The 12,192-nt window shown below is 54.9% G+C and carries 11 protein-coding genes; 4 read left to right on the top strand and 7 right to left on the bottom strand.

Going from position 1 to position 12,192, the window contains the following annotated elements; translation table 11 throughout:
• Nucleotides 1-52: 52 nt before the first annotated feature.
• A complete protein-coding gene (gene nfsB / locus ACI2I2_RS06960; RefSeq protein WP_404657244.1) occupies nt 53-706 on the top strand; it encodes an oxygen-insensitive NAD(P)H nitroreductase in 654 nt (217 codons plus the stop codon).
• Nucleotides 707-743: 37 nt separating this feature from the next.
• On the opposite strand, the gene ACI2I2_RS06955 is transcribed toward nfsB, so the two are convergent.
• The 3 genes from ACI2I2_RS06955 to ACI2I2_RS06945 all read right to left on the bottom strand — a co-directional run bounded on the left by ACI2I2_RS06955 (nt 744) and on the right by ACI2I2_RS06945 (nt 2,539).
• Complete coding sequence (locus ACI2I2_RS06955; protein WP_404657243.1) at nt 744-1,031, bottom strand: helix-turn-helix domain-containing protein; 288 nt, start codon at nt 1,029-1,031, stop codon at nt 744-746.
• Nucleotides 1,024-1,341 carry a type II toxin-antitoxin system RelE/ParE family toxin gene (locus ACI2I2_RS06950; protein WP_404657242.1) on the bottom strand — a complete coding sequence of 106 codons (318 nt, stop codon included), beginning with the start codon at nt 1,339-1,341 and terminating at the stop codon, nt 1,024-1,026. Before ACI2I2_RS06950 ends, ACI2I2_RS06955 begins: the two co-directional genes overlap by 8 nt.
• A gap of 331 nt (nt 1,342-1,672) precedes the next feature.
• A complete protein-coding gene (locus tag ACI2I2_RS06945; protein WP_404657241.1) occupies nt 1,673-2,539 on the bottom strand; it encodes a helix-turn-helix transcriptional regulator in 867 nt (288 codons plus the stop codon).
• A gap of 108 nt (nt 2,540-2,647) precedes the next feature.
• On the opposite strand from ACI2I2_RS06945, the gene ACI2I2_RS06940 reads away from it, so the two are divergent.
• Nucleotides 2,648-4,066, top strand: coding sequence for an MFS transporter (locus tag ACI2I2_RS06940; protein ID WP_404657240.1), 1,419 nt, complete (start codon nt 2,648-2,650; stop codon nt 4,064-4,066).
• A gap of 64 nt (nt 4,067-4,130) precedes the next feature.
• Nucleotides 4,131-5,372: a mechanosensitive ion channel family protein gene (locus tag ACI2I2_RS06935; RefSeq protein WP_404657239.1), complete on the top strand. Its 1,242-nt coding sequence runs from the start codon at nt 4,131-4,133 to the stop codon at nt 5,370-5,372.
• A 158-nt stretch (nt 5,373-5,530) separates the two neighbouring features.
• Here ACI2I2_RS06935 and pheP read toward each other — a convergent pair whose 3' ends face one another.
• Entirely contained in the window at nt 5,531-6,922 is a 1,392-nt protein-coding gene (pheP, locus tag ACI2I2_RS06930) for a phenylalanine transporter (RefSeq protein ID WP_404657238.1), read from the bottom strand.
• 262 nt (nt 6,923-7,184) lie between these two features.
• Here pheP and ACI2I2_RS06925 point away from each other — a divergent pair, with 262 nt between their 5' ends.
• Nucleotides 7,185-7,388, top strand: coding sequence for a hypothetical protein (locus ACI2I2_RS06925; protein WP_404657237.1), 204 nt, complete (start codon nt 7,185-7,187; stop codon nt 7,386-7,388).
• Nucleotides 7,389-7,421: 33 nt separating this feature from the next.
• On the opposite strand, the gene ACI2I2_RS06920 is transcribed toward ACI2I2_RS06925, so the two are convergent.
• The 3 genes from ACI2I2_RS06920 to ACI2I2_RS06910 form a co-directional block, all read right to left on the bottom strand.
• Nucleotides 7,422-9,611, bottom strand: a complete 2,190-nt coding sequence (locus ACI2I2_RS06920) for a TonB-dependent receptor (protein ID WP_404657236.1) — start codon at nt 9,609-9,611, stop codon at nt 7,422-7,424.
• A 58-nt stretch (nt 9,612-9,669) separates the two neighbouring features.
• Nucleotides 9,670-10,740 (bottom strand): hypothetical protein, encoded by a 1,071-nt coding sequence (locus ACI2I2_RS06915; protein ID WP_404657235.1) that lies wholly within the window; start codon nt 10,738-10,740, stop codon nt 9,670-9,672.
• Nucleotides 10,741-10,917: 177 nt separating this feature from the next.
• Nucleotides 10,918-12,093, bottom strand: a complete 1,176-nt coding sequence (locus ACI2I2_RS06910) for an OmpP1/FadL family transporter (protein WP_404657234.1) — start codon at nt 12,091-12,093, stop codon at nt 10,918-10,920.
• Nucleotides 12,094-12,192 lie beyond the last annotated feature (99 nt).

Genomic DNA, 12,192 nt, shown 5'->3' with positions numbered 1-12,192 from the left:
TGCTCCCACTGAACGCACCCGCTACGCGGTGTTACCCCTTTGAGGAGCCATCATGGACATCATTTCCGTCGCCTTAAAACGCCACTCAACTAAAGCTTTTGATGCCAGCGCAAAGCTGACCGCTGAGCAGGCTGAAAATCTGAAAACTCTGCTGCAGTTCAGCCCATCCAGCACCAACTCCCAGCCGTGGCATTTTATCGTTGCCAGCACGGAAGAAGGCAAAGCGCGCGTGGCGAAATCCGCTGCGGGCGGTTTCGTTTTCAACGAACGCAAAATGCTTGATGCTTCTCATGTGGTGGTGTTCTGTGCGAAAACCGCGATGGACGATGCCTGGCTGGAAAAAGTGGTCGATCAGGAAGATGCAGATGGCCGTTTCGCCACTCCAGAAGCCAAAGCGGGCAACCACAAAGGCCGTACCTTCTTCGCCGATTTGCATCGCAAAGAGCTGAAAGATGACAGCCACTGGATGCAGAAACAGGTCTATCTGAACGTCGGTAACTTCCTGTTGGGCGTAGCCGCGATGGGTCTGGATGCAGTGCCTATCGAAGGGTTTGATGCCGCGATTATGGATGAAGAATTTGGCCTGAATGAAAAAGGCTTCACCAGCGTGGTGGTGGTGCCAGTTGGCCGTCACAGCGTGGAAGACTTCAACGCCAGCCTGCCAAAATCCCGTCTGCCGCAGAGCACCACGGTGACCGAGATCTAATCTCACTGCCCGGCGATGGTCTGTCGTCGGGCGTCTTTCAGTACAGTTTAATGATCGGATTTTCAACGCCACACGCCAGCGCATAGCGTGTCAGCGTGTCGAGGCTTGCACGAGTCACATTGGCCTCCATTCTGGACACCGTCGGCGGCGTCACGCCCATCCGTTCAGCAACCTGAGACCGCGTTAAACCTGCAATCTTGCGCCACTGCGCCAGCATATCTCGCAGGCGTTCTTGCCGCTCCAGGGCATCATAAGCTTCCTTCACGCCAGGCTGAGCAAGCATTTTTGCTCTGACTTCATCCCAGGGAATGATTTTCTTACTCATCGTGCATCTCCTTTAATCTGTTCATCGCGAGGTGAAGCTCGGCCTGCGGCGTCTTCTGTGTTTTCTTCACAAAGACTCTTAATAACCAGATAACTTTGCCCCGTCGGTACACATAGATCCCGCGAGTATGAAAGAAACCCACGGTGCGGATTTCAAATAACCCGTTTCCTAATGGCTTTGAGTCTGGCTCACGTAACACCGTAGGATTTGCCCGCAGTTTATCCAGTTGGCGAATAAACCGGGCCTGAACTCGCTTCGGCAAAGCAAGAAGCTCATCCTGCGCTGAGTCATGTACTTCCAGATGAAACATATTGCTCTTCTCCCTGAGAACTTAGCATATAAGGCAAATTGCCTTAAAGGCTAAATTTGCACTTTTCGCCTGAACGTTAACGTATCAGGCAGAAAAGCGCAGGAACTCGCGGGGAAAAGAGGGAACTGGCTTCAGAAGAGTTTTCCTTTTTTGCAGCGTGATACATTCCTGGAGGCCAGATTTTCCCGGCATATCGCCCCAGAACGACCAGCGAAGCCGCTAAAAATCAGGAAGAAAACCACTTTATGCCGGCCATCTCAGAAATACCCCAATAAACGGGTATAGAGCCTGGCCGCCAAAGGTTGGTAACAACATAACGGCCCCTGACTTATCACTGTGAATCGAGCCATTGCAGCGCGTTTTCACCGGCTTCATCCACTGGCAAATAGACTAAAAGGCGCGAACCATTCCGGGGGGCAGAATACCAGTACATCTGCTGAAGATTGAAAACGCCGAGCACGGGATGGTGAAACGTTTTGAGCTGGTTTTCGACGCCGCGCACTTCGTAGCGCTGATGCCAGAGCGATTCAAATTCAGATGAGGCGGCAAAAAACCGCGCCAGTTTATCTTCCCAGGCCGGGTCTCCCCGATGCTCGGCCATCGCCGCACGGAAATAGGAGACAAAGGTAGGCAACACTTCCGGATTGGCAAGACGGCTTTGCCAGGCTTCATGCGTCAGATAGAGATAAATGCAGTTCCGGTCTTCCTCCGGCAAGGTGGCAAAATCCACGCCCATTAAGCGGCAAAAACTGTCGTTCCAGGCCACGATATCGAAATTGGGCTTCTGAATGCTGGCGGGCTGAGGCATGAGCGTGTCCAGCATCCGCCGCGTTCCAGCGCTGATCCCTTCGCATTGGGGAATTTGCAAGGATTCCTGCGGTGGTAATCCTGCCAATACAAAAAGATGGCGGGTTTCTAACGGCGAGCACTGAAGCGCATTGGCCACCGCCTGCATCACCGCCGCAGACGGGTTCACTTCCCTGCCCTGTTCCAGCCACGTGTACCAGGTGACGCCCACATCGGCCAGCATCGCGACTTCTTCCCGACGCAATCCAGGCGTTCGCCGCCGTCCACTGCGTGGCATTCCTAGCCGCTGTGGGTCAAGGCTTTCACGCCGCGAGCGCAGAAACGCGCCCAACTGTTTGCGGCTATCGTCATGCAGTGATGGGGTCAATTCAACAGGCGCGATCAGTGACATCGGTCCTCCAGCATAGTAGTGCCAGTACCAGTATAACCAGGAACTGGTACCCGTTTATTCATTCAGCGATGCTACGTCCGATCCCTGAATGACGCAATGGAGTCTCCCATGAATTCGTCTGCTGTTTCACCTGGCCGTGCCGGTTTGCTGTTGCTTCTGACCGGACAAATGCTGCCATTGATAGACACATCCATTACCAACGTGGCGCTGGATTCCATCACCCAGTCGCTGCACACCACACCCACGCAACTGGAGTTGATTGTCGCCTTGTACGGCGTAGCCTTCGCTGTGTGTCTGGCGATGGGCAGTAAACTCGGCGATAACCATGGTCGCCGCCGGGTGTTTATGTGGGGTGTCGCCCTGTTTGGCTTAGCCTCATTGCTGTGCGGGATGGCGGGCTCGGTTCACGCCCTGCTTGCCGCGCGAACCTTACAAGGTGCGGGGGCCGCTCTCATCGTGCCGCAAATTCTGGCGACGCTGCACGTGACGCTTAAAGGGCGCGAACATGCCCGGGCGATCAGTCTTTACGGCGGCATTGGCGGCATCGCGTTTATTGTCGGGCAAATGGGCGGCGGCTGGCTGGTTTCCGCCGATTTTGCCGGATTAGGCTGGCGAAATGCCTTTTTCATCAACGTACCCATTTGTCTTTTGGTACTGGCACTGAGTCGTCGCTATGTCCCGGAAACCCGCAGTGAAAGCCCTTCTGGCATCGACTGGCCGGGCACCGTTTATCTGGCCTTGATCCTTTGCTGCCTGCTGTTTCCGATGGCACTCGGCAGAGAACTCCACTGGCCGCTGCTCCTGCAACTGATGTTAGTGGCGCTGATCCCACTCATCTGGCTAATGCGTCAAAACGCGGTGGCAAAGCAGCTGCGAGGACAAATGCCGCTTTTGCCACCGCGTCTGCTGAAGCTCCCGAGTATCCGTTTTGGGCTGGTGATCGCGCTGCTGTTCTTCAGCGCCTGGTCCAGCTTTATGTTTTGCATGGCGCTGACCATGCAGAGCGGGCTGGGTATGGCGCCCTGGCAGTCGGGCAACAGTTTTATCGCGCTGGGCATCGCCTATTTTGTTTCAGCCCTCTTCGCGCCAAAGCTGATTGCGCGTTACAGCATGGGCAAAATCCTGCTGATTGGCCTGTCGGTGCAAATCGCGGGCTTGCTGCTGTTGATGCTGACCTTCTGGCATTTTAGGCTGCACACCAGTGCGATAACGCTGGCTCCGGCCACGGCGCTTGTGGGCTACGGGCAGGCGCTTATCGTCAATAGCTTTTACCGAATTGGCATGCGTGACATCGAATCACGGGATGCGGGAGCAGGCAGCGCCATTTTGAGTACGCTTCAGCAATCCACGCTGGGGCTTGGCCCTGCGGTACTCGGCAGCGTGTTTCTGGCGCTGGCCTCAGGCGGCGGTTACATCACGGCTATCGTCGGCTTTCTCGGGCTGGAAGTGCTGCTGATGCTGTTGCTTGCCGCCATCGCCCTGAGCTTCCGTCAGCACTTATCACGGTGCCCTGTGCCGTCACTCTGAGACCACGCGGTTTGCATCTTATTCTCTCAGCGGTCATCATGGCCGCTGAAATAGAGGAGAAGTTATGCAGGAAATAATAAAAGCCTTCGAGAAATGGGGCATCGACGTTAATCACACCACATCGCTAATTATCATCTTCGGAATTATTTTTCTCACCGCGCTTATTCTGCACGTGATCTTGCACCGGGTGGTGCTGCGCGCCTTTGAAAAACGGGCGCAGGCCAGCCAACATTTATGGTTGCAAATCATCACCCAAAACAAGCTCTTTCACCGTGTCGCCCTGACGGTTCAAGGGATTGTGGTTCACGTACAAGCGGTGCTTTGGCTGCAAAAAGGCAGCGACGCGTCCACCATTCTTATCAACTGTGCTCAGCTTTGGGTGATGTTGTATTCGCTGCTGACCTTTTTCTCGCTGCTGGATGTCGTACTTAATCTGTCGCGCAAATACACCTTTTCTTCCCAGCTTCCGCTGAAAGGCATTTTCCAGGGGATTAAACTGGTCAGCGCTATCCTGGTCGGGATACTGATTATCTCGCTGCTACTGGGTCAGTCGCCCGCCATATTAATCAGCGGCCTTGGCGCGATGGCTGCGGTATTAATGCTGGTGTTTAAAGATCCGATTCTTGGGCTGGTTGCGGGAATACAGCTGTCGGCGAACGACATGCTGCGTCTGGGCGATTGGCTGGAAATGCCGAAATACGGCGCAGATGGCGCCGTCACCGATATCGGCCTGACCACCGTCAAAGTGCGCAACTGGGATAACACCATCACCACCATTCCCACCTGGGCACTGGTGTCGGATTCCTTCAAAAACTGGAGCGGCATGTCGGCTTCCGGCGGCCGTCGCATCAAGCGCAGCCTAAGCCTCGACACCACCAGCATCCATTTTCTTGATGAGCAGGAACAAGAACGTCTGATTCAGGCCAAACTCCTGAAGCCGTACATGGACAGCCGCCATCAGGAAATCAGTCAGTGGAACCAGCAACAGGGTGGCGATGAGTCCATTCTGAACCGCCGCAAAATGACCAACGTCGGCACGTTCCGCGTGTACCTGAATGAGTACCTGCGCAATCACCCGCGCATTCGTAAAGACATGACCTTGATGGTTCGCCAGCTAGCGCCGGATGCGAACGGACTGCCGCTGGAAATCTACGCCTTCACCAACACCGTGGTTTGGGCGGAATATGAAGGGATTCAGGCGGATATTTTTGACCACATTTTTGCGGTCGTCGACGAGTTCGGATTACGCATTCACCAGAGCCCGACCGGAAATGATATTCGCGCTCTTTCGGGAGCCCGCGCATAGCAAAAAAATCCCGCCAGCTGGCTAACGCCGTTCACTTAAGCCAATGAATTAGGGGAAACACCGGGATTTGGTTCCCGGAGGGACGCCAAACCCGGTGGTCGCCCCGGGTATCTCGGTCTTAAACTAACGGTGTTACGCCATCTGGCGGGATTCATTTATCAGGCGCGTTTTCTCAGCGCCTTAAAAGCAACGAACAAGAAAATCACCCACACTGGCAGAAGGATGGCCGACAGGCGCATCCCGTCCATCGTCAGCATCAGCACAAAAATCATCAGCAGAAAGGCGATGCACAGATAGTTGCTGGCAGGTGCCCAAAGAGCACGGAATTTCGGCTCACGCCCCTTGCGACGCTGCGCGGCACGGAATTTCAAATGCGCCAGGCAAATCATCACCCAGTTCAGCAGTAACGTGGCCACAACCAGCGCCATCAGCAGGGTAAACGCTTCGTGTGGCAGCAGGTAGTTCACCAGCACCACCAGCGAAGTGATCACAGCGGAGAGCATCAGGGAATTGACTGGCACGCCGCGACGATTGACGCGCGTCAGGAATTTCGGCGCATTCCCCTGCACAGACAGGCCAAACAGCATGCGGCTGTTAGAATAAACCCCGCTGTTGTAGACCGACAAGGACGCCACAAGAATCACGAAATTAAGCGCAGAGGCAACCAGGTTGCTGTCGAGATTGTGGAAAATCATCACAAAGGGACTGCTGTCCGATTTAATGTCCAGCCACGGATAGAGCGCCAACAGCACCACCAGCGAACCGATATAGAACAGCAAAATGCGGTACACCACCTGATTCACGGCTTTGGGAATGGTCGTCTCCGGGTCACGCGCTTCCGCTGCGGTAATGCCAATCAGCTCCAGCCCGCCGAATGAGAACATGATAACGGCCAGCGACAGCACCAGCCCATGCCAGCCTGTGGCGAGGAATCCTCCGTGCTGCCAAAGGTTATCGAAGCTGGCGCGCTCACCGCCGTGACCGGTAAACAACATCCACAGCCCGAAGCCAATCATCCCGACAATCGCCAGCACTTTGATCAGCGCAAACCAGAATTCCGTTTCGCCATACAGGCGCACGTTCACCAGGTTCACGGCATTAATAATGATAAAGAAGCCTGCCGCCCAGACCCAGGTCGGTACGTCGGGCAGCCAGTACTGCATATAAATCCCTGCGGCGGTCAGCTCAGCCATGCCGACCAGCACAAACATCACCCAGTAGTTCCAGCCAGACAGGAACCCGGCGAACGGCCCCCAGTATTTATAAGCGAAGTGGGCGAAAGAGCCGGAGACAGGCTCTTCAACCACCATTTCACCAAGCTGACGCATGATAAGAAAAGCGATGATTCCGGCGAGGGCGTAGCCCAGCACCACGGCAGGTCCGGCCATCTGAATGGCAGGGCCTATCCCAAGAAACAGCCCGGTACCGATGGCCCCGCCGAGAGCGATTAACTGGATATGGCGATTTTGCAAACCGCGGTGTAGCGTCGGCTGACTGTCCGACTCAGCATCCGTTGGCAAGTTTTCGGATGCAGATGACGCGTTTCTCACGTCGTTCCCCTGTAGCGTTTTTTCGAAGGGGCACCTTTTAACACTTCATCGGGGGTGTCGCAACAAAACTCCCGGGTTTCCTGATCTGGCTCGGGTGGCAGGGGGTGCCATGGAACAAAAACACGTGTTTGTGATCAAGCTCCGATGTTGATTAGCGCGTTGCTGATTTTCATCAATGGTTCCTCAATGAGACTCACACATTCGCTGCATGTCTGGACAATTCGGGTTAATTTATTCATCACATCAATACAAGGATTGAGTGATGAGTCAAAGTACGATCACCTGCCCGTGGTGTGGGCAGGTTCAGACAGTCAGCGATATTCCCGCCATCAAAAATTCAACGGTTCCCGCGCCTGTGGTGTGCACAGGATGCCAAAAAGGGTTGTCAAAAGAGTGTGTCATTGAGCAGATTCAGGCCCAGGCGAAAGCGTTGATTGAATCCGCTCTGGCAAACCTGAAGAAGTGATAGCAGCCCGACGAGCGCCGGGCTGTTGCGTCATCAGAAGTCGTAGCTCATCGAGACCTTCACGGTGCGAGGTTCGCCCTGGAAAATGTAGGTGCCGTAGCTTTCTACCCCAGACCAGTATTTCTCGTTGGTGACGTTATCCACGCCCACACGCCAGACCATTTCGTTCTGGTTGGCATTGACACGAGTACGATAGCGCACGCCGAGATCAAGCGTGGTGTAACTGTCCAGCTTTTTGGTGTTCGCCGCATCGGCGTACTGCGAACCGGTGTGGCTCACTTTTACCGTCGCAGTCAGGCCATCCACGGGCTTGATATCGTATTCCGCGCCTAACACCGCATAGAAACGAGACACGCCGATCGCATCGTTGCCATCATTGGTGCCGCCCGCCGTTTTGGTCAGTTCCGGATCAAGCCAGGTGGTGCTGCCGTTCAGACGCAAGCCGAGCACCGGTTCACCAAACACATTCAGTTCGATTCCGCGGTTACGCTGCTCGCCATCCAGCACATAATAGTTATCGCTGTTCAGCAGCGCGGAAGGTTTCTTAATTTCGAACAGCGCCAGTGAGCCACCCACGCGTTGGTAATCAATCTTCACCCCCACTTCATTCTGTTTGGAATGCAGAATGCCCATGCTCTGGCCGTAGTTTGCTGCGCCGGTTGGCGCGTTGTCGCCAGGTTGCAGTGCTTCGGTGTGGTTCGCGTACAGCGAAAGCTCTTTCCACGGCTTGTAAACAATGCCGTAAGTCGGCGTCCAGCGGCTTTCGGTATAGCGTGCAGACGTATCTTCCAGCCCCGTCGCGTTGCTGTAGTTGCGCACCACCACTTTCTGGTGGCGAGCCGCCGCCGTGAACAGCACCTGATCGTCGAAGAAGCCAAGCGTGTCGCTCAACAACCAGCCCTGAGTCCGGCTACGCGCAGTGGTCAGCGGGTCGAAATAGTTGCCGCCAAACCAGGCGTTGTCCGGTTTCGCCACGCCCTGATTGTCATAGATATTGGTGGTCGGGTTGTTGGAAGACATGCGCCAGGCCGTTTTGTCTTCCTTAATTTGCGCCGCGTACCCCACGTTTACTTTATGGCTGATGGGGCCGGTATCGAAATTACCGCGCAGGCCGCCCATTCCGCTCCAGGCGTCAATGATACGGTTGGTATCCAGACGGCCGACGGTGGCATCGCCGTTTTCATTGATCAACTTAGGCGCAGAGTACGTGCCGATTTCGTGGGAATGCTGCCCGCCAAACGCCGCATAGGTCGTCCAGTTATCGGTCAGATCGTATTCGGCTTTCGCCATCCCGAACTCACTTTCGATATCGCTGTAGCCCCAGGTCTGGCTGTAGTTTTTGCTGCTGTCCGGCACAGCAGGAATGAAATTCACGCCGCTGATGTTGACGCCCATTTCCCCGCCGTGGAACGTTTTCTTCTGATAGCCCAAATCCAGTGAAGTGCGCAGGCGATCGCCACGATAATCCAGGCCGAGCGAGGCCAGCGTGGTGCGACGTTTGTCAGAATCGACAGCCGTTTCCCCTTCGCGATCAACAAAGTTGAAGCGTGCGCCAAACTGGTTGTTGTCACCAAAGCGACGGCCCAAATCCAGCGTGCCGCCAACCTGTGAATCCGAAGTGTAGTCCACGCCTACGCTCGCCGTCGGCGTGTCTTCCGCACGCTTAGGTTCGAGGTTGATCATCCCGCCGACACCGGTGCTCGCCGCGCCGTTTAGCAGGCCGTTTGCGCCTTTGAAAATTTCGACGCGCTCAAGCATTTGGGTGTCCATCACCTGGCGTGGCACCACGCCCGCCAGACCGCCCATCGTCATGTCGTCGCCATCGAGTTCAAAGCCACGGATTTTATAGGTTTCCGCGAAGTTGCCGTAACCCTGCACCGGCTGCACGCTGGCATCGTTACTGACCACCTCGGCGATGGTTTTTGCCTGCTGATCCTTTACCAGTTTTGAGGTGTAGCCGACGATGTTAAACGGCACGTCCATTGCATTTTGTTCGCCGAGCATCCCCAGACGCCCACCGTGGGCAACCTGCCCATCGAGAAACGCCGGCACCAAATCGTTGCCACCGGGTTTGAAATCAGTCCCTTCGGTCGCCTGAACCACCATGGTTTCTTCGCTGGCTGTTTTTTGCTGAGTATCTGCCGCCAGGGCAGAGTGAGAAACCGCACCGATGGCAAGTGCCAGCAGCGTTTTACGAAACGCAGTTGTGTTGGAAGTATGCATAATTTGCTTTTAACGAGGCTAAGTGAAACAAATGGCCCGTCACCGGGCCGGTCTTTTTTTAGTGGTTCAGCGCAATGCGCACGACGCTGTCGGGCCCATCGGTTGAATGGTCTTTGTTGAAGGCTTGTTTGACGGTGACGTACAGCGTTTGTCCGTCAGCGGAAAGCAGAAGGCTGTTGGGGTTTGGCTTCAGGTCCCAGCTCTTTTTCACCGCGTAGCTTGTGGCATCGAGACTCAGCACTTTGCCTGTTTCACGCTGGGAAACGTAAATCTCGTGACGTTTCGGGTTGAAGACCACGCCCAGTGAGTCACCAATGTGCAAGTCTTTCATCACTTTGCCGCTGTGAATATCCAGCACCAGCGTAGTTTTGGCCTGCGAATTGTCGGTCACAAACAGACGCCCCGTTTCGCTGTCTTCGGCGATGTTCAGCAGCAGCGCAGGCTTATCACCCAGCGGTTTCCAGCGCTGTTCGATACGGTTATTACGCGGGTTGATCACCAGAATTTCGCCGCCGCCATTCGCTGCATACAGACGCCCGGTGTTATCGGAGTAATGCAGGCCGGTCATCCACTTCCCGGTGTTTTTGATGCGAGTCTTCAGTTTCAGCGTTTTGGCATCCACCACCCAAATCACCGCAGGGTCAGCGACAGCGCCGACATACAACGTGTCGTTGTGCAGCAGGATTTGACGCGCACCGTACGGCAGGCCTTTTTCGTTACGCTCCGGGAACAGCAGCCGAGCTTTCACTTTGCCATCGGCAGTATTGATGGCGCTGATGCCGCCGTCGAGAGAATTAGTGACGTACACCGTTTTGCCGTCGCCTGACATCGCCATGGCGAAGTTTTTCAGATCGGTATGGCTGGCACCCGTGGTTTTCAGGGTGGCCGGGTCGAGTTTGTACACCACCCCGCCCTGCACATCTTTAAATCCTTCGGCGCTGGCGACATACAGCGCATCGCCCGTCGGGCTTAAGGCCATTTCATACAGGCCCTCGGCCAGAGTGCGGGTCACGATATCGGTGGCGGCTGGCACAACGGGTTGTGGCGCTTGTTTTGCCGTCGGCGTGCTCTGCGCAGCACAGCCAACCAGCGCGAACGCGACGGCGAACGCGGTGAGTGTACGTTTCATCAAAAGTTCCCTGCCAAAATCAAATAAAAAAGAGAATGAGAACTATACTCATTATCTTTATTTCTTCAAGAGAAAAGCGCAGAGGGAGTGCAGCAAGAGTGCAGCAGGATGGGAAGTAGAGATAAAAAAAGGAGAGTGCCTTGCGACACTCTCCACTTTTTTCAGACTGGCCTGAACTCAGAACTGATAGCTGTAGTTCACGTTAGCAAACCACAGATAAGGGTGGTCGAAGCTACCGGAAAGCACGGCAGGTGAAGAAACGCGGGAAGACTGCATATGCAGGTATTCCACCGCAAAGCCAATGTTACTGGCCGGAGTAATCTGGTAGTTCGCCCCGGTCCCGAAGCGCCATTCGTCGCCGGTCGGCAGGCTCAGGCTGGTATCGCTCTGACTACGATAAGGCGTGCTGTCGAACGCCACACCCGCATTAAGACGCCACTGCTCGGTTGGACGATACTGCACGCCCAGTGCGGTGTGCCAGGTATCTTTCATGCGGCTGGCATTGTCCACCTTCTGGCCATTTACCGTGATGTTTGGTGCACCAAACTGGCTCCAGTCCTGCCAGCCGAGGTCGCCCATCACCGACCACTGCTTGTCGATGTCATGCACCAGGCTGAACATCAACTGCTGTGGTGCTTTTATCGAAGCGGTCAGCGGGAGGTTATAGTCACCCTGTGGCAGATGCGCGGTTTCATCAATCGCGAAGTCATAATCGGTTTTGCTGTTCCAGGTAATACCCGCACGCGTCTGATCGGTTAACTGCATCAGCAAACCCAGGCGGTAGCTCATCGCCCAGTCATGATCTTTCTGTTTGTCGTCTTCGCCGTTCACATCACGGGTCAGGCTGAAGATGCCATAGTTGGCGTTGACGGATGCGCCGAGAGAAAGGCGATCGTTGAGCTTATAGGCCAGAGAAGGACTCAGGGTCATCGCCAGAAGATTACTCTTCTTAATCACGTTTGACCCAGCCCAATTGCCATAATCAATACCCAGGCCAAAGTTACCGTATAAGCCAATTCCCGCATACAGGTCATCGGTTATCTTTTGGCTGTAAAAACCGCTGGCACTCGGCGTCAGGTCCATGACATTACCCGGGCTTTTGAGGTTACTGTTGTCGAGCTGGTAATCGATGTTGCCGCCAATGGTCTGCAGACCACCGGTGAACATGTGATCCGGTAAACGGGTCATCCCTGCCGGGTTGCTGGCAATCGTTGACGCATCTTGCGCGAGCGCAGCCTGTCCGGCATTGGCCAGACCGGCTGATTCGGTACCGACTTCATAGAAATAGAGCGCACTGGCATTCGCCACAGAGGAGAAAATAAGACCAGAACACACGAGGGCGATTTTTTTCATTTGCTACCTGCCGAAATTGAGCGAATTCATCATTGTTATGTGTAAATGAAGCATAGTTACATGCGCCAAATTTGCCATGTGGCCGGGCGCGAATACCCC

The sequence above is a fragment of the Scandinavium sp. NPDC088450 genome (assembly GCF_044900545.1).
In the GTDB taxonomy this organism is placed as follows: Bacteria; Pseudomonadota; Gammaproteobacteria; order Enterobacterales; family Enterobacteriaceae; genus Scandinavium.
Note: the sequence above shows the minus strand (reverse complement) of the source record. Positions and strands in the feature narration are given on the sequence as shown.

Excerpts from the sequence above, each read along its gene's own strand:
- nfsB (WP_404657244.1), top strand. The coding sequence starts at position 53 with ATGGACATCATTTCCGTCGCCTTAAAACGCCACTCAACTAAAGCTTTT.
- ACI2I2_RS06955 (WP_404657243.1), bottom strand. The coding sequence starts at position 1,031 with ATGAGTAAGAAAATCATTCCCTGGGATGAAGTCAGAGCAAAAATGCTT.
- ACI2I2_RS06950 (WP_404657242.1), bottom strand. The coding sequence starts at position 1,341 with ATGTTTCATCTGGAAGTACATGACTCAGCGCAGGATGAGCTTCTTGCT.
- ACI2I2_RS06945 (WP_404657241.1), bottom strand. The coding sequence starts at position 2,539 with ATGTCACTGATCGCGCCTGTTGAATTGACCCCATCACTGCATGACGAT.
- ACI2I2_RS06940 (WP_404657240.1), top strand. The coding sequence starts at position 2,648 with ATGAATTCGTCTGCTGTTTCACCTGGCCGTGCCGGTTTGCTGTTGCTT.
- ACI2I2_RS06935 (WP_404657239.1), top strand. The coding sequence starts at position 4,131 with ATGCAGGAAATAATAAAAGCCTTCGAGAAATGGGGCATCGACGTTAAT.
- ACI2I2_RS06925 (WP_404657237.1), top strand. The coding sequence starts at position 7,185 with ATGAGTCAAAGTACGATCACCTGCCCGTGGTGTGGGCAGGTTCAGACA.
- ACI2I2_RS06920 (WP_404657236.1), bottom strand. The coding sequence starts at position 9,611 with ATGCATACTTCCAACACAACTGCGTTTCGTAAAACGCTGCTGGCACTT.
- ACI2I2_RS06915 (WP_404657235.1), bottom strand. The coding sequence starts at position 10,740 with ATGAAACGTACACTCACCGCGTTCGCCGTCGCGTTCGCGCTGGTTGGC.
- ACI2I2_RS06910 (WP_404657234.1), bottom strand. The coding sequence starts at position 12,093 with ATGAAAAAAATCGCCCTCGTGTGTTCTGGTCTTATTTTCTCCTCTGTG.